At 63.2% G+C, this 23,653-nt stretch carries 20 protein-coding genes, 1 tRNA gene and 2 pseudogenes; 13 read left to right on the forward strand and 10 right to left on the reverse strand.

The annotated features are described in order from the left end of the window. The first annotated feature begins 477 nt into the window (after positions 1 to 477). The 6 genes from AC3IR9_RS19635 (at position 478) to AC3IR9_RS19660 (ending at position 5,398) form a co-directional block, all read left to right on the forward strand. Entirely contained in the window at positions 478 to 786 is a 309-nt protein-coding gene (locus tag AC3IR9_RS19635) for a hypothetical protein (RefSeq protein ID WP_489292859.1), read from the forward strand. Next, the gene (hxsB, locus tag AC3IR9_RS19640; RefSeq protein WP_489292860.1) at positions 773 to 2,269 is read left to right on the forward strand and encodes a His-Xaa-Ser system radical SAM maturase HxsB; all 1,497 of its coding nucleotides are present in this window, start codon (positions 773 to 775) and stop codon (positions 2,267 to 2,269) included. Before AC3IR9_RS19635 ends, hxsB begins: the two co-directional genes overlap by 14 nt. Beyond that, positions 2,256 to 3,425, forward strand: coding sequence for a His-Xaa-Ser system radical SAM maturase HxsC (gene hxsC / locus AC3IR9_RS19645; RefSeq protein ID WP_489292861.1), 1,170 nt, complete (start codon positions 2,256 to 2,258; stop codon positions 3,423 to 3,425). Before hxsB ends, hxsC begins: the two co-directional genes overlap by 14 nt. Before the next feature lie 2 nt (positions 3,426 to 3,427). Then, positions 3,428 to 4,081: a His-Xaa-Ser repeat protein HxsA gene (hxsA, locus tag AC3IR9_RS19650; protein ID WP_489292862.1), complete on the forward strand. Its 654-nt coding sequence runs from the start codon at positions 3,428 to 3,430 to the stop codon at positions 4,079 to 4,081. Between the two features lie 362 nt (positions 4,082 to 4,443). Further along, on the forward strand, positions 4,444 to 4,809 hold the full coding sequence (locus AC3IR9_RS19655; RefSeq protein WP_489292863.1) for a hypothetical protein: 366 nt from the start codon (positions 4,444 to 4,446) through the stop codon (positions 4,807 to 4,809). Then, positions 4,784 to 5,398: a DUF2971 domain-containing protein gene (locus AC3IR9_RS19660; protein WP_489292864.1), complete on the forward strand. Its 615-nt coding sequence runs from the start codon at positions 4,784 to 4,786 to the stop codon at positions 5,396 to 5,398. Before AC3IR9_RS19655 ends, AC3IR9_RS19660 begins: the two co-directional genes overlap by 26 nt. A 143-nt stretch (positions 5,399 to 5,541) precedes the next feature. On the opposite strand, the pseudogene AC3IR9_RS19665 reads toward AC3IR9_RS19660, so the two are convergent. From AC3IR9_RS19665 to AC3IR9_RS19690, 6 genes and pseudogenes are all read right to left on the reverse strand, one after another. Further along, positions 5,542 to 5,784 (reverse strand): annotated as a pseudogene (locus tag AC3IR9_RS19665) (integrase core domain-containing protein); the annotation flags it as partial. Between the two features lie 17 nt (positions 5,785 to 5,801). Beyond that, positions 5,802 to 6,916 (reverse strand): IS3 family transposase gene (locus AC3IR9_RS19670; RefSeq protein ID WP_489292866.1). Its coding sequence is split into 2 segments (ribosomal slippage): positions 5,802 to 6,664 and positions 6,664 to 6,916, totalling 1,116 coding nucleotides; the frame shifts between segments, so codons are not numbered across the junction. 73 nt (positions 6,917 to 6,989) lie between these two features. Continuing rightward, a pseudogene (locus AC3IR9_RS19675) lies at positions 6,990 to 7,834 on the reverse strand (IS3 family transposase); the annotation flags it as partial. 394 nt (positions 7,835 to 8,228) lie between these two features. Then, on the reverse strand, positions 8,229 to 8,981 hold the full coding sequence (locus tag AC3IR9_RS19680) for a hypothetical protein (protein ID WP_489292867.1): 753 nt from the start codon (positions 8,979 to 8,981) through the stop codon (positions 8,229 to 8,231). A gap of 267 nt (positions 8,982 to 9,248) precedes the next feature. Then, positions 9,249 to 10,007 (reverse strand): DUF4365 domain-containing protein, encoded by a 759-nt coding sequence (locus AC3IR9_RS19685; protein ID WP_489292868.1) that lies wholly within the window; start codon positions 10,005 to 10,007, stop codon positions 9,249 to 9,251. Between the two features lie 340 nt (positions 10,008 to 10,347). Next, positions 10,348 to 10,614, reverse strand: a complete 267-nt coding sequence (locus AC3IR9_RS19690; protein WP_489292869.1) for a helix-turn-helix domain-containing protein — start codon at positions 10,612 to 10,614, stop codon at positions 10,348 to 10,350. Positions 10,615 to 11,099: 485 nt separating this feature from the next. On the opposite strand from AC3IR9_RS19690, the gene AC3IR9_RS19695 reads away from it, so the two are divergent. From AC3IR9_RS19695 to AC3IR9_RS19705, 3 genes are all read left to right on the forward strand, one after another. Then, on the forward strand, positions 11,100 to 11,696 hold the full coding sequence (locus tag AC3IR9_RS19695) for a restriction endonuclease subunit S domain-containing protein (RefSeq protein ID WP_489292870.1): 597 nt from the start codon (positions 11,100 to 11,102) through the stop codon (positions 11,694 to 11,696). Further along, complete coding sequence (locus AC3IR9_RS19700) at positions 11,693 to 13,216, forward strand: HsdM family class I SAM-dependent methyltransferase (RefSeq protein WP_489292872.1); 1,524 nt, start codon at positions 11,693 to 11,695, stop codon at positions 13,214 to 13,216. The genes AC3IR9_RS19695 and AC3IR9_RS19700 overlap by 4 nt, the downstream gene beginning before the upstream one ends. 244 nt (positions 13,217 to 13,460) lie before the next feature. Continuing rightward, positions 13,461 to 16,355: a type I restriction endonuclease gene (locus tag AC3IR9_RS19705; protein WP_489292873.1), complete on the forward strand. Its 2,895-nt coding sequence runs from the start codon at positions 13,461 to 13,463 to the stop codon at positions 16,353 to 16,355. 89 nt (positions 16,356 to 16,444) lie between these two features. On the opposite strand, the gene AC3IR9_RS19710 is transcribed toward AC3IR9_RS19705, so the two are convergent. Beyond that, the gene (locus AC3IR9_RS19710; protein ID WP_489292875.1) at positions 16,445 to 17,836 is read right to left on the reverse strand and encodes a short-chain fatty acid transporter; all 1,392 of its coding nucleotides are present in this window, start codon (positions 17,834 to 17,836) and stop codon (positions 16,445 to 16,447) included. Positions 17,837 to 18,091: 255 nt separating this feature from the next. Then, positions 18,092 to 18,985, reverse strand: coding sequence for a 4-hydroxybenzoate octaprenyltransferase (ubiA, locus tag AC3IR9_RS19715; protein WP_489292877.1), 894 nt, complete (start codon positions 18,983 to 18,985; stop codon positions 18,092 to 18,094). Positions 18,986 to 19,142: 157 nt separating this feature from the next. Here ubiA and AC3IR9_RS19720 point away from each other — a divergent pair. The 4 genes from AC3IR9_RS19720 (at position 19,143) to AC3IR9_RS19735 (ending at position 21,681) form a co-directional block, all read left to right on the forward strand. Further along, positions 19,143 to 19,219: transfer RNA gene (locus AC3IR9_RS19720), tRNA-Arg, on the forward strand. Positions 19,220 to 19,337: 118 nt separating this feature from the next. Next, the gene (locus tag AC3IR9_RS19725; RefSeq protein WP_489292879.1) at positions 19,338 to 20,060 is read left to right on the forward strand and encodes a DUF433 domain-containing protein; all 723 of its coding nucleotides are present in this window, start codon (positions 19,338 to 19,340) and stop codon (positions 20,058 to 20,060) included. Continuing rightward, positions 20,057 to 20,470, forward strand: coding sequence for a PIN-like domain-containing protein (locus AC3IR9_RS19730; protein ID WP_489292880.1), 414 nt, complete (start codon positions 20,057 to 20,059; stop codon positions 20,468 to 20,470). The genes AC3IR9_RS19725 and AC3IR9_RS19730 overlap by 4 nt, the downstream gene beginning before the upstream one ends. Positions 20,471 to 21,327: 857 nt before the next feature. Continuing rightward, the gene (locus AC3IR9_RS19735; protein WP_489292881.1) at positions 21,328 to 21,681 is read left to right on the forward strand and encodes a hypothetical protein; all 354 of its coding nucleotides are present in this window, start codon (positions 21,328 to 21,330) and stop codon (positions 21,679 to 21,681) included. A 5-nt stretch (positions 21,682 to 21,686) separates the two neighbouring features. On the opposite strand, the gene AC3IR9_RS19740 is transcribed toward AC3IR9_RS19735, so the two are convergent. Together AC3IR9_RS19740 and AC3IR9_RS19745 are read right to left on the reverse strand one after the other, a co-directional pair. Beyond that, positions 21,687 to 22,121, reverse strand: a complete 435-nt coding sequence (locus AC3IR9_RS19740) for a hypothetical protein (protein ID WP_489292882.1) — start codon at positions 22,119 to 22,121, stop codon at positions 21,687 to 21,689. Positions 22,122 to 22,249: 128 nt separating this feature from the next. Further along, positions 22,250 to 23,605 carry a Gfo/Idh/MocA family protein gene (locus AC3IR9_RS19745; protein ID WP_489292884.1) on the reverse strand — a complete coding sequence of 452 codons (1,356 nt, stop codon included), beginning with the start codon at positions 23,603 to 23,605 and terminating at the stop codon, positions 22,250 to 22,252. Positions 23,606 to 23,653 lie beyond the last annotated feature (48 nt).

Raw genomic sequence — 23,653 nt, forward strand, 5'->3', positions numbered from 1 at the left:
CGCAGTGGAGAGCGTGACGTTTGGAGACAAGCAGATCCTGATCTGGACCCGCAACGGGGGTGTTGTTAGACAGCGCTATGAGACCGGGAACATAGGCACACCCGAGAATACAGAATGACGGGCAATCCGGTGTCGATGGGAGGCCGATTGGGTGTGCGTTGAGGACCTGAGACAGACTTCTGCTCGATCCCGATTTCGGCCAGAAGTGCTCTTCATGAATCTAGGGAATTCACCGCGCAGTGGTCCTGGCTTAGCACGGACATCACCAGGGGAGGCAACTCACAGCCTCTTCTCTGAGCGCCATTGCCTCTACCATCGCAGGAATGACCCAAGCTAGTACGGAACAAGCTTGCTACGCAGGAAAATACTCGCAGACTTCTTGATCAAGTGGTAACTGGGAAGGGAGCCCACTGCTGCCCTGGGTTGCATCCGTTGCCCGTAAGGAGCAAAGTCTGCATATCCACAGGGGGATGGGCAATGGAACGCTCGCAATATATCGTTGATCGATGTCTGTATTCAGACGACATAGTGGCGCGAGCTGCACATCGCTACACGGGGCAGTTTGGTGTAGAGCTACGTAGCCAAAGCGATGGTCTGTCCGTCGTGTTTTCGGCATTGGGTAGTGACCCGCTTCCAAGCGATCTTTCCGTAAAGTTTTCTCGCGATTTGCTGGACGAACGGCTAAGGGCCGCTGTCCGCACGGAGACAGCCGGCCTGCAGCAGAAACTGATTAAGGCTGCCTTGCTGCAGGCAGAGCCGTCGGTGATCGTTGATGTCAAAGTTTAGGCCTCCGCAGGCCTTTGCCGCCTCGCAAACCTACCAACTGCTACCGTTCCGATTCCGGCGCCTTCCTTGGGACCCGGACCGGGCGTTTGTGTCCTCGATGGCCGGCGATTGGCTCGTGATGGGCATAGAGGATCTCCAACGGCTTGTTTCCCATGAACTGCCGACGGGATCACCCGCTTTTGCCGACGTGGAGGCCCGCCACCTGGCCGTAGCCGACACAAGCCGGAGCAGCTTGGCTCCCCTGCTTAGCCAGATCCGCAGCAGAAAGTCATACATATTGGGTGGCCCTGCGCTCCATATTTTCGTGGTCTCGCTTCGCTGTCACCACACTTGCAGCTACTGCCAGGTTTCGCGCCAAGAGACCAGCGCCACCACTTTCGACCTGGCCGAATCGCATGCCGAGCAGGCGGTAGAGCGCCTGTTCGAGTGGCCAAGCCAAGAGCTGACTATCGAGTTCCAAGGCGGCGAGCCCCTGCTCAATTTTGACCAGGTGAAAGCCATCACCCGGCGCATCGTCAAGCGCAACCGCTCCGCTCGGCGCTCGTTGCGGTTTGTCTTGGCCTCCACGTTGCACGATCTCACCGAAGCGCAATTGGACTTCCTGGCCGAGCACCGCTTCAAGTTGTCCACGTCGCTTGACGGCCCCGAGTGGCTTCACAATGCCAATCGTCCACGTCCCGGTCGAGACAGCTACCGCCGCACCCTTGACGGTATCGAGATGGGGCGGCGATGGCTAGGCGAGGACGGCGTATCCGCACTGACCACCCTGACCCGGCGCAGCCTTGAAGTTCCAGAGGCCATCATCGACGAATACCAGAAGCTCGGGTTCCACAGCATCTCGCTTCGGCCCTTGAGCCCTTATGGGTTCGCTTCCCGAACGGCGCGACGCACCGGCTATTCGACAGACGACTACCTCAGCTTCTATAAGCGCGCATTCGAGCATCTGGTCGCGATCAATCGTTCCGGATATGCCATGGAAGAATCCTATGCGTCCCTGCTGCTTTCCCAGCTCTTCACATCGTTCGGGCACGGATACGTCGATCTCCGTTCACCATCTGGCGCGGGGCTTGGTGCAGTAATTTACGACCATGACGGGCGCGTCTACCCATCCGACGAAGCGCGAATGCTCGCCGCCATGGGTGATGACAGCTTTTCGCTGGGCACTGTGTCCGAGCCGATAGCCAAGTGGGTCTCCTCGCCTGCCATGGCACGCCTGTTGGAAGCAGGTGTCGCAGAGGCCCTACCAACCTGTTCTGATTGTGCATACGTGTCGATGTGCGGGGCTGACCCAATTGAGCACTACGCCCGCCAAGGCGATACGGTGGGGCACCGGCCAAGCAGCGATTTCTGCAGACGCAACATGGGGCTGTTCGACTTTTTCCTGGAACGCTACGAGACCGCAGATCCGTTGACCCGGCGCTTGATGCGTTCTTGGGCGATCCCGAAGGCGCCCATGGAGGAGATGGCCGATGCTGCCGCTTGAGGCCAAGGCGGAGCTGTCGCCCCTGACCAAGGCATCGCTCCTCAAGGTGGTAGATCTAACCGATTTCGCCCAGGCAACCCTGCCCTTTGAACGCTTGGCGCTGGATCTTCGCGGCATTGCTCCCCAGCAGCTGAGCGAATCCCTGCTACAGCTTCCTTGGGGCGCCGTGATTCCACCTACAGGTGCAGCATTGCTGGGAGAGCTGCCGCTTGTTCGCCTCGAGGGGCCGCCCGGCCTTTGCAAATCCGGTGATGTCGTCGAGCTCAACCCCATCCAGCGCAAGGTTGCGATTCGATACCGACGTGGTGACACGGGCAATGTCCTGTTCGCTACCGAGCGCTGCAACAGCTACTGCCTAATGTGCTCCCAGCCACCTAGAGACATAGAAGATAACTGGAGAGTCAGGCACCTGCTCGATCTGATCGACTTGATCGACCTCGATGAATCCTCGCTGGCGATCAGCGGCGGTGAGCCGACGCTGCTGGGCGACGGCTTGGTCAACGTCGTCCGCAAGTGCGCGGACGCCCTGCCCAACACGCACATCCACATCCTTTCCAACGGCCGATTGCGCGACCCAGGCTTGCATGAGAAATTCGCCGGTCTTCACCCAAATTTGAGCTGGGGCGTCCCTTTGTATGGGGACCACTATGCACTGCACGACTATGTCGTACAGAGTGAAGGTGCATTCGCCCAGACCCTGCGCGGACTATATGCCCTGGATGCTGCCAAGCAGCGTATTGAAATCCGGGTCGTCCTGGTACGACCGACCTTCGAACGCTTGGTGCAGCTGTCCCGCTACATCTGGCGAAACCTACCCTTCGTGGAGCATGTCGCCTTGATGGGCATCGAGCCGATTGGCTTTGCCAAGGCTCACCAGCGCGAACTCTGGGCCGACCCGGCCGACTACGCGGAAGATCTTGCCGAGGCCGTCAGCATTCTCGCGGAGGGCGGAATTCCTGTTTCGCTTTACAACCTTCCACTCTGCACGCTGGATCGATCCCTGTGGCCCTACGCGGTGCAGAGCATCTCTCCTTGGAAGAACGACTATTTGCCTGCCTGTGACGCCTGCTCTGTTCGGCAGCGCTGCGGCGGATTTTTCTCGTGGATTACCCCGGCGTGGACCAGCCGTGCCGTCTCTCCCGTTCTGGAAGCCTAATCATGTCCAACGCACTGATGATTGTCGGCGCCGCCACGCTAGGAGCTCTGAGCACAGAGCCCCCCAAGGGTCAGTCCGATCTGTCCAGGCTTTCAGAAATGGACGGCAAGTACGCAACTGTCTTGAGCACGTCGCTCAATGCCGGACGCCACAACCTGTACGCCGGGCACCGGAGCCACAGCTCGCACCGGTCGCACAGCTCCCACCGATCCCACTCGTCTGGATCCGGAAGCTCCTATCGGTCCTATTCCCCGCCACCGGCCACCTACACGCCTCCGCCGAGCAGCTACACCGCGCCTGCCACTCCACGGACCAGTGGCACTAGTGGGAGCAGCGGCGGCAGCACCACGGGTTATCAAGGTCAGAATCTTCAGCCTGCGCCTCGAGCAACCTCGCCGGCAACCAACAACCTGACCCTGCAGCCCAGCTACAATGCCAAGCCAATTTCAGAAGGCCGGGACGCTGACGCGCTCAAGATGCTCATCATGCGTGTTCAGGCGGCGCTGTATTCCAAGGGCTACGACCCGGGTGCAATCGATGGCACGATGACCCCCGAGACCCAGTCTGCTCTCCGGATGTTCCAAATTGCCTATGGAATTCGAGCTACGGGTACGATGACGACCGCGACGCTGGATGCCCTCGGCGTGCGAATCTGAGCACGCCTTGCAGGTACTTCAAGAATCTGGCCCGGCGCCGATATGCCGCTTGGGCCGAGTCGTTGAAACCACCATGCACGCCGATTCGCGACGCCGGCGCTTCAGATATGGAGCGACGTCTGCTCTGGGCCAGAAGCGGGCGCTTGCTGTGGCTGACCACAGCCTACTATACCCTGGGTGATTCAAGCGGTAGTGGCCTACAGTCGATAAAAATGGCTTCCTTATGATTGCGCTCACGCCTCCGCGATATTTGCAGGTCCCCAGGGTGCAATCCACTGCTGCCAGTGCATTGTGCCAAGCGCGCGAATGTAAGCAGCGACTGTATGGGACGGCAGAGTCGCACCATCTCATTGGAGCTCAAAATGGCCCTATACAAGTACCTTCCGCCGGATCCGAACATCGTTATCGGCAACCTGAAACTTAGGTTCACACGTCCCAGCGGCCTAAACGACCCTTTCGAGCTGAGGCCCCATTTCAAGCATATCGTTAGCGAACAAGAGATAGCGGATAGGTTCAACGAACGATTCAACATCGTAGCTGCACTAGAGCAAGGATACGAAGACCTGCCGTTTGAAGTGAAATCTCGGTTGAGCAAAGCCGGTTTTGTCCAGTTCGCGCATGATGCGATTTCGGACAACAAGGAGGAGTTCGAGGGAACTATTCAATGTGTCCTCGATTCGTTTTTCCAAGAGCTCCCTAAACATGAGCAGGGCTTCAGACGAGCTTAATGAACACCTTGAGCGGATTGGCATTCTCAGTCTCACAACGGAGCCCGACAGCATATACATGTGGACGCATTATGCTGCGGCGCATTCGGGCTACGTCGTGGAATTCGATGAAACTCATCCATACTTCGACAGAAGAAGAACTGGGAAGGACGAATTCCTATATCTGCGGGAGGTCACCTACTACGATCAACTTCCGAAATACAACAGCCTAGGCGAGCTAGACGGGACCAAGGTTTTCTGCACCAAGTCATCGCAGTACGCGCAGGAAAAAGAGTGGCGCATGCTCGTCCCCCTGCCTTCGCTCACGCAGGAATCCAGCATCTCCGAAGAACTATTCGAATTCCCGGCTGATGCGGTCAAGAGCGTTGTATTCGGCGCGAAATCAACCGAAGAATTCAGAGCCAAGATTCGTCAGCGGCTAGCTGAAAATCCGGAGTTCTCCCACGTTGCATGTCGCCAAGTGACTGCTGACCACACCCTCGGCCGACTCATTGTGCGTGACGCTGAAAGCGCCGGCTGCCTGCACGGCGCTGACAGTGTTAAACCGATACAGGCCGAGCAAAGTCAAGTCGACCTACCACAACTTTAAAGGGTGGAGGGTACCGACCGTTTCGTCGACAACTAAAGTGAGAACATGAAGCAAGCCAACATTAACTACGTCACCGTCGGTGCCGGACAGTGGTGCGGGACATCTGGTAATCCCCCCGCTTTTAGCGGTCGCCAAAAGTGGAACTACGCTGCCAGTGCAAGCTTCTGCATTGGCGTGATGCCGCCGAGCGCCATGTTCGGGCGCTCGTGGTTGTAAGTCCATAGCCAACGGGTGGCGATGTCCTGGACCTGCTGGATGTCATTGAACAGATTGCTGGCAAGCCAAGCGTAACGCACGGTCCGGTTGTAGCGTTCGATGTAGGCGTTCTGCTGAGGATTGCCTGGCTGGATGTAGAGCAGCGCAATGCCTTGCTGCTCGGCCCATGCTTGCGTAAGCTCCCCCGTCAAGCAGACATTTCTAAAGTAGAGCTTCTGGTGTGAGCGGTACGGTACTCGACGGGGCTCATGCCGCTGAGCGAGTCATGTGGACGAATCTCGTTGTAATCGATCATCCACCAATGCGCTGCCTCACGTACGTCCTCAAGGCGTGCGAAGAGGTGCTGGTCCAGCACTTCCTCACGGAACGTGCGGTTGAAGCGTTCGATGAAGGCGTTCTGGTTGGGCTTTCCAGGTTGGATGTATCGCAGCGCCACGCCGCCGAGTTTGGCCCACTGGGTAAATGCTTCGCCCAGGAACTCAGGGCCATTGTCCGACCGTAGAACCTGCGGTAATCCGTGATCACGTTTGAGCTGCTCGAACACGCGCACCAAGCGACCAGAGTTGAGTGATGTATCCACCTCGATATGCAGCACCTCGCGGTTGAAGTCGTCGACCACATTGAACGTTCGGAATCGTTTGCCACAGGCCAACGCGTCACTCATGAAGTCCATGGACCAGACGGTATCTGGCTGCCTGGGAACATACAGCGGCACCCGCTCGCGCTTTGGCAGACGGCGCTTGGCCGCTCTTCTCAGGTTGAGCTTCATCGCCTTGTATACCCGATAGATCCGCTTCGGATTCCAGTCCCGTCGCTTCTTGCGTAGTTGATCGCTGCACTTCCAGAAACCTCGACTGGGCCGCTCCTCGACCAGCTTGGCCAATGCCGAGATCAACTCCGCATCGCGCACGGTCCAGTCCAGTGGCGGCGCATACCAGGCCGCACGAGACAAACCCACATAACCGCAGGACCGGCTCAGGGGGCGCGCGTGCACCTCGGTGAGGAAACGCACTGCCTCACGCTTCTGACCCGGCCCTACAGTTTTTTTGCGATCAGGTCCTTCAGCGCCGCGTTGTCCAGCGCCATTTCCGCATACATGCGTTTGAGCTTGGCGTTCTCAGCTTCGAGGTCCTTGACTCGACGAAGCTCGGACGCCTCAAGCCCGCCGTACTTGCTCTTCCACTGGTAATACGTCGCCGTGCTGATGCCGGCCTGGCGACATAGATCCTTCACCGCAAGCCCGGCATCGCCCTGCTTGAGGATCGTGATGATCTGCGTCTCGGTGAATCTTGATGTGCGCATGCAACCTCCTGGCTGGTTAAAGATGCCAGAAAGCTCTACTTATCGGGTGTCTGGCTGCCGGGGGAGCTTACGCTTGCAGCGCTCCGCTGATGTACTCGGGCCCATTGTCGCAGCGTATGGCGCGAGGCTTTCCGCGCCATTGAATGATCTGTTCCAAGCTGCGGATAACGCGCGCCGCAGGCAAGGAGATGTCGACCTCCATCGCCAGACCCTGCCGGTTGAAATCATCCAGTACGTTGAGCATCCGGAAGCTGCGTCCATCAGCCAGTTGGTCGTGCATGAAATCCATCGACCAAGTGTGGTTCGCCGCCTTCGGAACCGCTAGCGGCGCCGGCACTTCTCGGACGATGCGCTTACGCGGCTTGATGCGCAGGTTCAGCTCCAAATCGCGATAGATCCGATACACGCGCTTGTGGTTCCAAGCGAAGCCCTTCACGTTGCGCAGGTGCAGGAAGCACAGCCCAAAGCCCCAATCGCGGTAGGCGCTGGTCAGCCTGAGCAACCAGTCAGCGATGATCGCATTTTCTTGGCAGGCCTTGGCCTGATAGCGGTAGCAGGTCTGACTCACCTCGAACGTCCTGCACGCATGAACGATGCTGGTGATGCCTGCCTGGACCGCCAGTCTGGCCATCTCGCGACGCTGAGATGGCCTCACCATTTTTTTGAGAGCGCTTCCTTCAGCAGCTCGGCACTGAGCTGGGCATCGGCGTACATCTTCTTCAGCCGCCGGTTCTCGTCCTGCAGTTCTTTTAGCTGGGACACCATGGACGCATCCATGCCGCCGAACTTGCTGCGCCACTTGTAGAACGTCGCTGAGCTGATGCCATGCTGTCGGCAAAGGTCCGGGACAGGCGTGCCGGCCTCGGCCTGCTTGAGTACGGCGATGATCTGGCTGTCGGTGAATCGTGATTTCTTCATGGGATCTCCTCGGGTTAGGTTACGAGAAAATTCCACTTCTGGCTGCTACTAACCTGCGGGGGGATTACCATCTGACCGGGGTCCGCTTCCGGCCAATAGTCGCGACGAATCATGAGCATGCACCACACGTCATGTTCGGCCCCAGCTATGACAAGAATCGCCAATGAAATAATCCAGCTGCCATTCACGCCGAGCCGCAAAAGAACCACCACGCCGTGGGGAAGAGCATCGCCAAGAGGGAAAACACTTGAATGGCCGGCTTACCTGGTTCCGGCGGCAGAGGCCCTGGTGGATTCGCAGGGCTGGCGGTACTGCTATAAGATCCGCTTGTTGAACGGCAGAGTCAGCGCGCAGTCACTGGCAAGTGAGCGACAGGGGCTGCCTCCGCACGAAGTCAGATTCTCTGAGCAGCGCGGGCATCCTGCCTGCCCAGAAACGCCGACAAACGGCTGTCGTTATGCGCAGAATGTTGCGGCATCTGGAATTCCTCGAACTCTTGAGCGGCCATCACCCATGCGCTCGTGTTGGTCGAGCTACCAAGCGCGATGTCCTTCAACGATGTGCTGCCCCAGGGACGCCGGTCAACTTTGACGAAGGCCAGCACCCCGCCAACCATTATCCGATACATGTTGAGTCCGTTCTTGCGATCCAATTTTGGAGCTCGATAAGCGAAGACGCTGACATCGTCGGCATTGAGCCGAAGACGCATAAGCGCGGCATCAAAGAAGCCGGGAATCGGAGCACCCTCAAAGGCAACCTTCTGTAGCTCCGATTTGTACGGTCCGAGGTCGATCCTGCCAAGGTTGGGGCGGGTAACTGCGTATTTCCAGAGCAACGCTGCGTAGAACCGCAACGTAACGTCAGGCATCTGCTGAGCACTGACCACCGCCCCATCCCGTGCACCTATGCCAGCGTTCCGTAAAGATTCGAACGCTCTTGCAGTACTCCCTTCGAAACGGCCGATCAACGCATCACAGGGGGCGCAGAGGATGCTCAGGTCCACAAAACCTGACTGGCTCTCGCGATAGCGCTGAGTAGATGATGAGAGGACGGCATGCGCGCTCCCAACTTGGACTTCTACGGCCATCACGCGCGGAATAAGGTGCGACTTGATCGTAGGACTCGCGCCGCAAACAAGACAGTTCATTTCTTTCCCCACTTGACGAAGAATAGGCCGCATGAAATTAAGGTCCGACTAGTCCCCAGGTAACAATGTGACACCTGACATGCGAAGAAGGCCTACAACGCTAGTCCGGTCTCACCGTGACCGGGCCATTCGCCTCTTCACCACTTCAAAGCCTCTTCTGCGGCCTCAACGCCTGCTCGTTCGGCGTGTTTTGCCCAAAGGCTTGACACCCGGTTTTCACGGACACTTACGAGAAGGTCGACCGAGGCTCCCCACTAGAAAACCAACTTATCGGCCTTCATCAATGAAGCGCGCGATGTCGCCATGATCATCCCAAGTCATATTCATGCCCCATTTCCTCATGTAGTGACGCAATTCCTGCAAAGAGTCATCGAGAGCTTGCTTTGCTTCTTTGTATTCAGCCGCCCCCACACGGAGTGCATCCGCTACAGCGCCAGCTTGAGCAAGCTCTTCCCTGAAGGTGTAACGTTCGTTCATCAGGTCGATGAGTGCATTAGGGTCTGAGTAGTCATCTTGTTCCGAGATGGTCCTTCGGATCTCGCTAGCGCGCTCAACGACGACCGCGAGGCACTTCTGCACTCGCGAAAAAGCCGCTTCATTCGCGGCTTCAGCTATTACACTGGCGCTGCGCCGGCAGAAACGATCATTCTTTAGATCGAAATCGATTCTAACATTCCCTTTTGGGGTCGCCCGATAATCCTTACTGACATCCACGCGATGCAGAAACATTTCTTTTATCGAAAGATCCACAAGAACCACAAACACGGGCAGATCAAGCTCACGCCAGTAAGCAAGCTGCCTCTCGCTAACATACCTAAAGCTCTTCTCTTCCTCGCTGGTCGCCTTGATCTGAAAGGCAACAAATCGACCCGTGCTAGATCTGTCGTCGCTGATAACCTCTACTTGAGCATCAATTCCAATGTCGATGTCAAGCAATCTACACGGCCATGCCAGGACGCTGGAAATTTGATAAGCAAAGAAAAACTCCCCCGCATCGCCGTGGGCACTTTTGATCGGATACTTCATTTTGTAAAATTACCAACTAGCCATGGCATTACATTATAGCCGTGGGAAATAAGAGTTTCGATGTAGAAATGCTATCCTGCAACTAAAAGCAGCTCGGCTGCCGCAGAACTCATGTTTTGGGTCGGATAGCACCTTACGGCCTGGCGCTTCCCTCATCTATCCCTGATAAGCACCCCTTATCTCGCTCCTTGCTTTCCGGAGAGCGGCGTCCGCTTCCGGCCAGCAGCAGACCTTGGCGCAGAGCTCGAAGCTACAATAAATCTAGGCAGCCCCCGACAGTAGAGCGCCAGATGGCTTTGCTGAAGCCAGAGCTCGCCGGCCAAGCAAGCTTGGCTCGGCGCTAGCGCTTGGGGCTGACTCGCTTCTTCTTCAACCGAGCCTCAAACTCCGACACGACGTCTGCGAGCGAAACACCGCAGACCCCGGCCAGGTCTCTTAACTCGATCAGGTCGAGTCGGCGGGTGCCTCTCTCCACGTCACTCAAGTGGGACTGGGTGACGCCCAGCTGAGTCGATACGTCGGTCTGGGTGAGGCCTGCCTCCAAACGCATTTCCCGGACCAATTCGACTAGAACTGCGTACTCCGGACGATAGATGGTCTTTGGCATGGCCGCGTATATGGGAAGAGCGGCTTCCAAAGCTATATCGCACTTCCATATATCGGAACATACGATATTCTACAGACTCTTCCAAAGCGGAGAGACGGGATGGACGTACTGATTTCGGACCTCTACAAGCCATGCAAGAAGCGATTCCTGTGCGGCCGGCGCATCTCGCGAGCCGATCCCCCGCTGAGTGCACCTTGTACAGCTATTGGTCGCATAGACCTTCGGCGGCGGTCCATTGCCTCCGCTGCATGTGTGGCACCAGAAAATCTCGTGTCGATGTTTGCCCCACACAGCGTCAGCTTGCGCACCATCACCCCCATCTCTCCAAACTCACAACTCCAATTCACCCCATCAGTCGCACCACCTGAGACCCCCTGCGAGCGCCATCCCACTTCCACACATCCAGCGCACTCCACTTCGCATCATCGCAAATGCTGCCCACCTGTTCGGTTGACCCTCTGCGTACCCGCACGCATGGTGCACGCATGAACACACTCACGCGCATCGCCCTGCTGGGCGAGGTGGCCAGCATCCGCCAGGGCCATCCCTTCCGTGGTGCCATCAGCGCCGTGCCGACGGGCCCGGTGCAGGTCATCCAGTTGAAGAACCTTGCCGCCGATGGCCTGCACGAACGCGAGCACCTGCTGCGCACCGCGCTGCGCACACGCAAGCCGCCCGACTGGGTGCAGGATCAGGATGTTCTTATTGCAGCGCGCGGCAATCACCCGCTGGCGATGCTGCTGCACAACCCGCCAGACTCCACTGTGTGCAGCCCGCACCTGTACGTGGTGCGGGTAACCACGCCCGACCTGCTGCCGGCCTTCCTGGCATGGCAGTTGAACCAACGCGCCGCGCAGGCGTACCTGCGACAGCAGGCAGCAGGGTCACGCCAGCAGAGCCTGCGTAAAACAGCGGTGGCGCAGCTGCCGGTGCAGGTGCCGCCGCTGGTGCAGCAACGGCGCATCGTGGGCATGGCCAGCGCGGCACAGGCCGAACAGCGCTGCCTGGAAGCATTGATCCACATTCGACAACAGGAAATCGCCGTGGTGGCCGAGCAGGTATTGCAGGGGTGTGCGCGATGAACGTGATGGCTGCCTTGCCGGGTGCGCATGCCACCCAGGCCGCGCTGAATGCCGCGCGCGAAACCCTCAACGATGCCGCCGATGGTGGCGCGGCCACCTACCTGCTGTTGGCACTGCTGCTGCTCAAGATTGCCAGCGACACCGATGCGGCCGCACAAGACCCCGATGGCGCCTATGGCGCGCCGCTGGACTGGCCGCCCACCGCGCCCGGCGCGCAGTTATTGGTGGTGCCGGCCGAGGCGCGCTTTGAGCTGCTGTACCGGCAGCGTTTCAGCCCGGGTAACGAGCGCCGCATCATCACCGCGCTGCAGCAACTCAGCCAGGCCAACCGCGCCACCCTGGCCGAGGTGTTCGATGTGTTGCGCCTGCACGATGGCTGGCCACGCGATGCCGAGCGGCGCGATGTGGCGCTGTCGCGGCTGCTGGGCCGGCTGGCGGTGCCGGCGCTGGACTTCCGCGCCCTGCGTGGCACCTACCGCGCCGATATCGGGCAAGCGGTGGACCGCCTGCTGGAGCGCAGCCAGCCACGCCGCAGCCCCCTGCCCCTGGCCCACGTGCCCGACCCGCTGGGCTGGCTGATGGCCGCGCTGATGGACCCGTGCGAAGACGAGAGCATCTGCGATGTTGCCTGTTGCAATGGCAGCCTGCTGCTGGCGGCCAGCCAGTGGGCGCGCAGCACGCACGGTGCGCGCCGGCATCAACTGCTGGGGCAAGAGGAAGACGACACCGCCTGGGCGTGCGCACGCCTGCGCCTGCTGCTGCATGGCGAAGACAACCACGCGGTGCATGCAGGCACGCCGCTGCTGCACGACACCCTGGTGGATGCCAGCGGGCAGTTGCGCCGCTTCCAGGTGCAGCTCACCCACCCGCCGTTTGCGTTGGCATGGTCGCCCGAGCGCGGCCTGCGCGATACACACCAGCGCTATGTGCACGGCCTGCCGCCGCGCCAGTGGGGCCATCTTGCGTTGCTGCAGCACATGCTCAAGGCGATGGACCCGCGCACCGGGCGCATTGCGATGGTGGTGCCGCACGGGGTGCTGTTCCGCGATGGCGAGGAAGCGCTGATCCGCCGCAGCCTGCTGGAGGCCAACCTGATTGAGGCGGTGATCGGCCTGCCCGACCGGCTGTTTGCGGGCAGCCCGGTGGCTACTGCGTTGCTGGTGCTGCGCGCCGTGCGCACGGAGGAAACGGTGTTGTTTGTGGATGCGCGCCAGCTGCTGCCGGCTACCAAGCGCGGGCCCCGGTTGGACCAGGCCGCCGCCGAGCAGGTGCTGGCATTGTGCGAGCGCCGCCATACTGTTGCTGGCGTTGCCTGCCTGGCCACGCCGCAGATGCTGGCCGCGCAGGGCGGCAACCTGAGCATTGCGCGCTACGTGCAGCGCGACGATCACGCGCAGGCGCCCACATTGGAAGCGCTGCGCGGGGAACGCGCCCAGCTGCGCTCGCGGTTGGGCGCGTTGGAACAAGCACTGGAAGGCGATCTGGCCGCGTTTGAGGAGCGGCCCGCGAAAGCAGGTTGAGCGCCCGTCGTGGTGCGGCGCAGGTGGCATTGATTGGTGCACGCTATCTGTACGCACTTGGGCATTGAAACTGTTCACTGCGCGGTGCAGTGGATGTGCAGGAAACGGAATGGTGCACACGGCGGGGCCTGCCGCTGCTGCGCCAGACTGCAGGCATGCCGTATTGCACACTTCACTTCACTCCGCCGCTATTCATTCCGCCGTTGTCGCCACCGTGCGATTGCGCCTGGCAGGGCACTTGGTCATGAGCCGCGTACCGGCGCGTGGCGTGGTGACCGGCTCGGCGCTGGGTTGGTTGCGCCGATTGGGTTGGCAGTACCTGGCCCCCAACCGTCGCAGCGCACTGCGTGGCACCCCCGACGCTACGGTGCTGGAGGAGCGTTTGCGCCAGCGCCTGCAGGCGGTGCGGTACGAGGCAGATGGCCAACAGCGCGCGCTGGATGCGGACGGCGTTGCGCAGGTGCTGGCCGCAGTGGCGCAAGGTTCGCTGCGGCGCGGCACCCACGCGGGCGATGAGGCCTTGCTGGCGTTGCTGCGTGACGGCGTACAGATTGAACAGCGGCTGCCGGACGGGCGCGCCGTGCAAGCCACGGTGCCATTGATCGACTGGGCCACGCCCTCGAACAACCAGTGGGATATTGCCAGCGTGCGTGACGCGGGCCAGCCGGCGCTGGATGCCGTGCCGCGCGTTGAAATGCTGGTGGGCTACGTCAATGGCCTGCCGCTGGTGCGCCTGCTGTGTGTGGAGCGCGATGGCCAGGGGCGCTGGGGGCAGGACACCACAGCAATTGCCTTGCACCAGGCGCAGATACGCGCCGGGGGCAGTGGGTGCTGTGCACCGTTGCTGCTGGCCCTGGACCGGCGCGGCGGGCGCTACGCCAGCAGCAACGCCGCGACCACCGGCTGGGTGCGCTGGCGCGAGCACGGCTGGGCCACCGATGCCACGCAGCAGATCCGGCATGCCGTGCCCACCGCAAAGATTGGTACGCCCGATGCCAACGGCCGCCAGCTACGGGCGGTGCACGCGCCCTTGCTGCCCGGGGTGGCGGCGCCAGCACGATTGCTGGCGCTGCTGCACGGCTTTACGCACAGCGGTGACGACGGCCGCCCGCGCATTGCGCGGGCCGCGCAGTTCTTTGCGGTGCAGGCCGGGCTGGCACAGTTGCGTCGCATCGACGTGCAGGGCTGCCGTGGGCGCGGGCGGTTGCAGCTGGCCGCTGGCGTGGGAATGGCGCTCACCCGCCACTGGCTGCTGCAGCACCTGCGGCGCGATCCGTGGCTGCGCCATTGCCGGGTGTTGTTGGTGCAGCAGCGCTCTGCCGGCGACCCGCTGCGCGACGATCAGGACGGCACGGCACTGTCGCCCGGGCGGCGGCTGGCCGCGTTCATGGCCGACGGGCGCGGCAGTACCCTGCAGACCACGCCGGGCACGTTGCAGGCATGGTTGCGGCGCCGCGATGCCGGGCATGACGGCGATGACCTGATCGTGCTGATGGACGCGCACCTGCAGGCCGGGCCGCCGGCCTGGCTGGACCGCGCACGCCAGCAGCTGCCGCGCGCGGGTTGGTTGTGGCTGGGCACCGGCCCGCTGCCGGCGGACACGCCGGAGATGGCAGCCGATCCACTGCTGTTTGCCTGCTCCGATGCCGAAGCCATCGCCGATGGGCTGCTGGTGCCGGTGTATCGGCATGCGCTGGCGCCTATCCGGCCACGCCGCAAGCAGGCGAAACCGGGTTTCAGTACCGATCCCGAAGCAGACACCGCGTGCGGCGGGCGTTGGGCGGCCACCCTTGCCCAGCACCTGCGCGACACCCTGCAGCACACCGAGCGCGACCTGCGTGCGCTGTTGCTGGTGGCCGATGCCGAGGCGATGCGCGGGTATCAGCGCGCCTTCCTCAAAGACGGTGCGGTGCACAGCGCGATGGTGGGCCCGGCGGCGGGGCGTGCGAATGCGGCGCAGCAGCAGGCGCAACTGCTGATCGCCACCGATCCGCATGCGCTGCGCCACCTGGATGCACGACTGGCGCTGGTCTACCTGGACGTGGCGGTGGATGGACCGACCTTGGCGTGCGCGTTGGCGCTGGTCAATCGCCCGCACCCACACAAGCACTGCGCGTGGTTGATCCACCTGCCGGGCGTGCCGGCGGCATGGCGGGAGGAGGCGGCAGGTGCGTGGGCGCCGCTGTCGCTGCAGCAGCTGCAGGCCGGCTTGCCGCGCCAGCACCGCCGCCTGCGCGCGCTGTTGCCGCCCACCGCCAGCGTGGATTTCCATGCCTGCCGCGACCATCTGGGGCCTTACTGGTGCGTGGACGCGCGCGGCCAGCAGCGTGACCTGCACCGCCTGCGCCGGCGCGGCCTGCACCAGCGCGTGACCGGGTTTGGCCAGCGTTTGCAGGCAGCCATGCTGGCGCTGCCGGCCGAGGGTGCCGGCACCGAGGCGGATACCCCGCAACAGCGCTACCGCTACGACCTGCATTTCTGCTCGCTGCTGCGTGACGCCGTAAGCCAGGAAGCCTGCGAACAGCATCTGAGCGGGGCCGAAGACGTGCGCATCCGGCATTGGGCGCGTGAGCGCGCACCGGAAGTACGCGATGTGGGCTGGGACTATCCTGGCCCGGCCGCAATGCCGCCGGCCAACCCGCGCCACGACGCCGATGCGCTGCACAGCCAGCTGCGCCACGCGCTGCAGACCAGCACCGCCGGGCGCGCGGCGCGCCTGCAACTGCAACGGCAGTTGCAGGCACTGCTGACCACACCGGGTACGCCTGCCGAACGCCTGCGCCAGTTGCAGGCGCTGCAGGCACTGCAGGTACTGCGGGGCCGCGCACTGGAGCTTCCCCGCACAGGCGGCGCATCGCGGCTGCAACAGGCCTGCCGTGGCGTGCTGTTACGTACCTTGGGCACACCGAAGAACACAGCGCAACGGCAGTTGCATCACGCGCTGGCCGATCAGTTGGCCAGCGCCATCGGTGCGGTACATGCGGCACAGCCGCGTGCGCCGCACCTGGTAGTGGCCGACCTGCAACGACGGTTGGCCCCGGCGCTGGCGGCGGTGCTGCCGCCTTCCCACTGCGCGGCGCTGTTGGCCGAGCTGCCGGCGTTGCTGGCCGACACCAGCACCCCCCTGCCCCACCCGTAGAGCGGGGCTCCGCCCCGCTGCCTTGCATCCGCGCCAACAGCAGCCGGGCAGAGCCCGGCGCTACGTGGATCGGTGTCGGCACGTCTGCGTTACGGCATCACCGGCGGCACGTAGGTGAGCGTCATGCCCAGCAGCCACAACAGGCCCAGCACCAGCGGGATGTGCACCAGCAACTGGATGAAGGTGAAGCCCACGATGTCGCGCGCCTTCAACCCCAGCACGCCCAGCAACGGCAGCATCCAGAACGGGTTGATCAGGTTGGGCAGCGCTTCGGCCGCGTTGTACACCTGCACGGCCCAGCCCAGGTGCGCCTTGAGTTCATTGGCAGCCTGCATCACATACGGCGCTTCGATGATCCACTTGCCACCGCCGGAGGGCACGAAGAAGCCCAGCACCGCCGAGTACACGCCCATGACCAGGGCAAAGGTGTCGGCGGTGGCGATGTGCACGAACAGGCTGGACAAGCGGTGCGCCAGGGTTTCATCGCCACTGCCCACCGCGTGGGTGAGGATCATGGCGATGCCGCCATACAGCGGGAACTGGATCAGCACGCCGGTGGTGCTGGGCACGGCCTTGGCCACCGCGTTGAGGAAGCTGCGCGGGCGCCAGTGCAGCAGCAGGCCCAGCGAAATGAACAGGAAGTTGTAGGTGTTGAGGTTGGCAATGGCGCTCACCAGCGGCTTGTTGGCGAACTCGCCAAACAACCAGCCAAACGCCAGCAGCGAGAGCAGCACGGTCAGCAGCGGGCTGTATTCCAGCCATTCGCCGGGACGGGTGCGGGGCTGCAGCGGCTGCGGCTCGGCCTGGGCGGCACCCTCGAAGTCGCGCGCGGTGCGAGCGGTGGCCGGGCCCGGGGCGGTGAGCCAGGCGATCAACAGCGAGACCAGGATCAATGCAGTGGTCAGGGCGATGGACTGCCACAGGAAGATGGTTTCGGTGAAGGGCAGCACGCCAGTGATCTCCACCAGGCCGGGCGGCATGCTGGCCGGGTTGGCCTGCAGCTGGGCGGCCGACGAGCTCAGGCCCATCGCCCAGACCGCGCCCAAGCCCAGGTAGGCCGAGGCGCCGGCGGCGCGGTAGTCCATGTTGAGGTCTTCGCGGCGGGCCAGCGCGCGCACCAGCAGGCCGCCGAACACCAGCGAGAAGCCCCAGCTGAGCAGCGAGGCCAGCATGCTGACCAGGCCCACGTAGACCACCGCGCCGCGCCCGGTGCGCGGCACTTTGGCCAGCTGGTCGATGAAACGCGCCACGATCGGGGCGGTGGCCAGCGCATAGCCGCCGATGACCACGAAGGCCATCTGCATGGTGAACGGAATCAAGCTCCAGAAGCCTTCGCCAAAGGCGCTGGCGGTGGCCTGCGGGGTGGCGCCGAACCCCATTGCCGCGGCGGCCACGATGACCACGCCGAGGACGGCGAAGACGTAGGTATCGGGGAACCATTTTTCCGCCCAGGCGGCCGAGCGCAGTGCCGCGCGGGCCATGAAACCGTCTCGTGCTGCTGTCGACGTCGCCATCGGCTTGCTCCTCCCAGGTCATTCAATGCGGGGAGTGTGCTGGTTGGGTGGCGGGCTGTCAGTCGCCTATTGGTCGTAGGGGGTAGTGCCGGCCGCTGGCCGGCTCCCCAGAATGGTCGGGAGCCGGCCAGCGGCCGGCACTACCAGGCACGGGGCGTCGATCCCGGGCCAATCGGACATCGCCGCAATCGGTAGCCCCCGACCGTTGGTCGGGGGAGGGCCCTAATGGAACGCCAGCGCGGCAGCGATACCGGCAAACAAGGTGGCACCGACCCAGTTGTTGTGCAGGAAGGCCTTGAAGCAGGGGTCGCGCTCGCGCTTGCGGCACAGCAGGAACTCGTAGGCGATCAGCAGTGCGGCCACGCCTATCGATATCCAATACGCCGACCCCAGTCCGGCGCGCACACCGACCAGCGCCATGGCGCCCAGGAACAGGGCGTACAGAATGCCCTGGATGACCAGGTCCAGGTCGCCAAACAGGATGGCGGTGGAGTGCGAGCCCATCCTCAGGTCATCGTCGCGGTCGACCATGGCATACCAGGTGTCATAGGCGGTGGACCACAGGATGTTGGCGCCATACAGCAGCCAGCCGATCACCGGGACTTCGCCCTGGACGGCGGCAAATGCCATCGGGATGCCCCAGCCGAACGACATGCCCAGGTAGACCTGCGGCAGGTGGGTGTAGCGCTTGAGGTAGGGGTAGCTGGCGGCCAGGAAGATGCCGATGAAGCTCAGGCCGATGGTGAGCGCGTTGAGGGTGAGCACCAGGGCGAAGGCGACCAGCATCAAGCCGGCGAACAACAGCAGCGCCTCGCGCCCGGACACGCGCCCGCTGGCCAGCGGGCGGTCCTTGGTGCGCTTGACGTGCGGGTCCAGCCAGCGGTCGGCGTAGTCGTTGATGACGCAGCCGGCCGAGCGGGTCAACCACACGCCCGCGCTGAACACGAACAGGATCCACAACGACGGCAGGCCGCCGGTAGCCAGCCATAACGCCCACCAGGTGGGCCACAGCAGCAGCAGGGTGCCGATCGGGCGATCGGCGCGCATCAGTTTCCAGTACTGGCCCCAGCGCGACGGTGCGGGACCGGCCGGGGCGTCAAAACGTTCATAAGCCATGCGCGAAGGATACCGCTGTGGTCGGCAACCGGCGCTGTCCCGCTGCGCAATTCAGACAGGGGCAGACCTGCGCCGCATTTACCGCTAGAATGGCCCTCCCCGCGCCGCCAAGGCGAATGGCGGCCTGCGCAGGCGCCCGGGGAATGCAGGATCAAACGCGCTCGTAGCTCAGCCGGATAGAGTAGTGGCTTCCGAAGCCATTGGTCGGGGGTTCGAATCCCTCCGGGCGCACCATCCTTGCCTTGTGGCCCATCGCCACGCCCTCTGAACGACCAGAATCCTGCCCTGCGTCGCACCCATTGCGATACCTGCAGCCCAGGATGCGTCGTGCGGTGGTCCACCCCGATCCGGTTTGCGTAGACTCGTCCACATGGGCATTGCCTTGCCAGCGCAGGACACCTTCGGCTTCGGCCTGTATTCGTATGCGGACGCCGCGCGCTTCATTGGCGGCAAGCCGAGCGAACTGCGCCGCTGGTTGAAGGGCTACAGCACCCACCGTGGTGAACGGCACATCGACCACGCCCCGTTGTGGTCGCCGCAGTGGACCGGCACGGGCATTGAAGGCATTGGCTTCCGCGACCTGATCGAGCTGCGCTTCGTCCGTACGTTCGTTGCCGGTGGCGTGCCACTGAACCTGATCCGCCGCACTATCGATGAGGTCCACGAGCAGCTGGGCAGGAACTACCCCTTTACCAGCACCAGCTTCAAGACCGACGGGCGCCGGATCTTCATGGAGCTGCTGGATGCCAGTGGTGATGCGGCACTTGTGGATGTGGTCAAGCGCCAGGACGTGATCCGGAAGGTGATTGCACCATCGTTGCGCGATGGGATCGAGCTGAACATCGACGACGAAGCCACGCGCTGGTACCCGCTCAAAGGATCCCGCGCGGTGGTATTCGACCCGCAGCGCAGCTTTGGGCAGCCCATCCTTGCCGGCTCCGGCGTACCCACGGTGGCCATCGCCGAAGCGCTGCAGGTGGAGAGTGGCGATGCACAACGGGTCGCCCGGCTGTATGGCATCTCTGCAGCCGATGTGCGCAAGGCAGTCAGCTTCGAACAACGGGTCGCGCCTTGAAGGCGCAGATCGACGAGAACCTGCCGCCTGCCCTGGCAAGGGCGATCGATCCGATTGCGCGCGTGGATGACCACGAGGTGGTGCACGTGCGTGATTTTGTCGGCAGCGGCACCAGGGATGTGGCGCTGTTTGAACTGGCGATCCAACAGGGCATCCAGGTCCACGTTACCCAGGACCATCACCATCGACGTCCAGTCGAACGCGAGGCAATTGCACGGCTGGGCCTGACGGTGTTCGTTCTGGCCAAGGGCTGGAGCACGTTGAACCACTACGACTGCGCGGCCCGGCTGCTGGAATGGTGGCCGAAGATGATGCAGTTGGCCCAACTCACCCAGCCAGGTGGCATGTTCAGGGTGCCGCACCTGCGCGCATCGCGGGGAAGGTTGATTCCCATCAAACCGGTACGTTGACGGCCGTGGCGAGGGTGGGTGAAACGAGGCCGGGGGAGAGCCCGGCGCTACAGCAATCAGGTCGAGTAGCGGACAGACTGCCGGGGGCCAGGGCGAGGTCTTCCCACCTGCCTGGCGGTGGACAACGAGGACGACCCGATGATGCGAGTACAACTGCCATTGGCCCTGCTGAGCCTTCTCCTGCCGATGATGGCCAGCTGTGCATCGCCACCTGGGCGCTACCAGCCGGCGACGATCCAGGACCGCGATGGCGTACCGTGTTTTGGGGTGCCTGACACACGGGAAACACGCACCCACGCGCCGATCATCGCAAGGGTGTCGGTGAAAGAAAGCGGCGCGGGAGGTACCCCCGTGTGGGAGTACATCTTCCTGCGTTCGGGAACTGCCGAACCTGCGCTGCCCCCCAGCCAGTGCCTGGCTTATGGCCACGGTGGCACGTCCGCCCCTGCGTTACGCGCGGGGACGCGCTATGAAGTGGTTATTTCGGGATATACGCCGGGCAACCAGGGTGAAGCACAGAAGCGCGTGTTCGGCAGCTGCTTCCATGTGGTGGATGTCGCCGGGAAGGGCGTGATGACGTCCGTGATATCGGACTGCGCGACCGCGCGCTCTTCTGGGCCGCCCCCCGTGCGCCAGGGTGCCCACTAGCGACTGTGGAACCGAGGTAGGGATGGCTGGCGGCCAGAAGAATGCCGATGCCGTTCAAGCCGATGGGCAGCGGGCCATCGGCTTCAGCCGCAGCGGTCGCGATCGACCCTGCGCCCCGGTGTCATCAAACTGCATGCAAGACACGCCAGCATCAGAACGCCAAGCCGGTCACGTTAGGGCGGCTTCATTGCAACACGGTGACAGTCATGATGGGTCGAGGTTCAAGCGGTGGTTACGCTGTGCTGGCCTGCGCCGGGCTCTGGCTGGGCGTGTCTGCGCCGGTTGCGTGGGCCGACGCGGTGGCGCCGGCCGCGAGCTGCATCGAGCTGGAGGTCAATGGCCAGCGCATCCCCGATTACGCCTGCATCAGCCGCCTGCTGGCACCGGTTGCGCCGGCACCGCGCGCGGCCGTGGTGCTCGGTTCGGAACGCCTGATGCAGCAATCCCCCAGTGCTTTGGGGCTGGCCAACCGGGCCGCTACCCAGCAACGGATGGGCACCAGCTTCGGGGTATCCACCCAACCGCAGCGGCCTGCCCCGCCTCCGCCACCGGTGCGTCCGTGAGCGGCTCAGCGCGTGGCCGGATCAACTACTTGCAGGGCCAGCCCCAGGCGCAGGGGTTGGCGCATGTCCGGTGGTGGCGCTGCGGGCAGGGGCGCGTGCTCCAGCAGGGCACGTAGGTCGGCGTCGGCCTGCGCGTCACCCAGTGAGGCGAAATGGCTGCCGGTGACGTTGCCACCCGCGTCGATCCACAGGCTCACCGCGAGGGTATCCGCGCGCACCGCATCGGGGCGCTGCTGCAGGAAAGACTGCAGGCGCGCCACGCGCTCGTCATCGCTACGGGCTAGGCGTTGGGCCAGTGCGTTGCTGGCGGTGGCGGCATAGGCCAGCCAGGTGCCCGGTACCGGCGGTTCGGCCGTGCTGCCGGTGCTGGCTGCGGCCAGTCCACCCAGCAACAGCCAGCCCCGCATGCGCGCCCAGCCGCGCCATTGCCACATGCCCATCGCCACTGCTCCGTCGTGTCAGGAACCAGGGCCACGCGGTGCCGCCGGTTGCACGGGCCGGCCGCTGGCCTGGTGGGCAGGTACTGTGCGCGCGCCGCGTGACAGTGCGATGGCGATGACGGTAGCCGTCAGTACTTCCCGTCGAAGGCGAAGATCGGCTTGCGCTTCTCCCACAGCCCGGCAGTGAAGTCCGGGAACTCCAGGGTCTGGAAGCTGTTGGCGATCGACTGCTCGGACAGCGGGGTGATCGCGCTCCAGGTGACCGCGTCGTAGATGTCGATCGGCATCGGTGCCTTGGCCTTGAGCGCTTCGACGAAGGCATGGATCACGAACCAGTCCATGCCACCGTGGCCGGCGCTGGCGGCGGTGTCGGCGTTCTGCTTCCACAGCGGGTGCTCGAACTGGTCCTGGTAGGTCTTGAAGTCTTCCCACTTGTGCGGCGGGCTGCGGCCTTCGATGTGGATCGATTGGTTCACATCCATCCACAGGCCCTTGGTGCCCTGCACGCGGAAGCCCATCGAGTACGGGCGCGGCAACGAGGTGTCGTGCTGCAGCAGGATGGTTTCACCGTTGGCACAGGCCAGGGTGGTGGTGACGATGTCGCCCAGCTTGAAGGTGACCTTGGTGCTGGGGTGGGTGGTGCCACCGCTCTTGGCCACGGTGTACTCATGCAGGCCGCGCGCCTTGCTGGCAAAAGCATTGATGTGGGTGAAGCGGTTGCCGCGGTTGATGCCGGTGTACATCGCGCACGGGCCGATACCGTGGCTGGGGTACAGCTCGCCGTTGCGCTGCACCGAATGCTCGGTGCGCCAGCGCGCCTCACTCCAGCCCTTGGCGCCGAACTCCACGCCGCTGTCGTACGGCTGGGCGGGATCGCCGGAGTTGAACTTCACCCCGCGCAGGTCATGCTGGTAGCCGCCCTGCAGGTGCACCAGTTCACCGAACAGGCCCTGCCGCACCATCTGCAGCGCGGCCATCACGTCACGGCGGTAGCAGACGTTTTCCAGCAGCATGTACGGGGTGCCGGTGCCCAGCTGGGTCTTGAGCACGTCCCAGTGGTCCTGCAGGGTGATGCCGGCCACCACTTCACAGCCGACCGCGACTTTGGCCTGCATCGCGGCGATCGCCATCGGCGCGTGGTACTCCCACGGCGTGGCGATGATCACCCCATCAAGGCCGCGCTGTTCGATCAGGCGCTTCCAGGCGTTGATGTCACCGTCCTGGCCATAGGCGGTCGGGGCCGGCTTGCCGGCCTTGGCCACCATCTCCATGCCGCGCTTGAGCATGATCGGTTCGATGTCGCACAGCGCCACCACCTCCACGTCATCGCGGCGGACCAGTTCCTTCAGCAGTACCAGGCCGCGCATGCCGGTGCCGATCACGCCCAGCCGCACCTTGCGGTTGCGGGCCCAGGCGGGGGTCTGGGTGAGCAGGCTGGTGGCGGCCAAGGCGGCGCTGGCCTGGATGAATTCCCTACGTTTCATGGCAAACATTTCCTCTTATTGGCATCGCGCCGGCCACGGCCGACGCGA

The sequence above is a fragment of the Stenotrophomonas sp. GL_101 genome, from assembly GCF_057835675.1.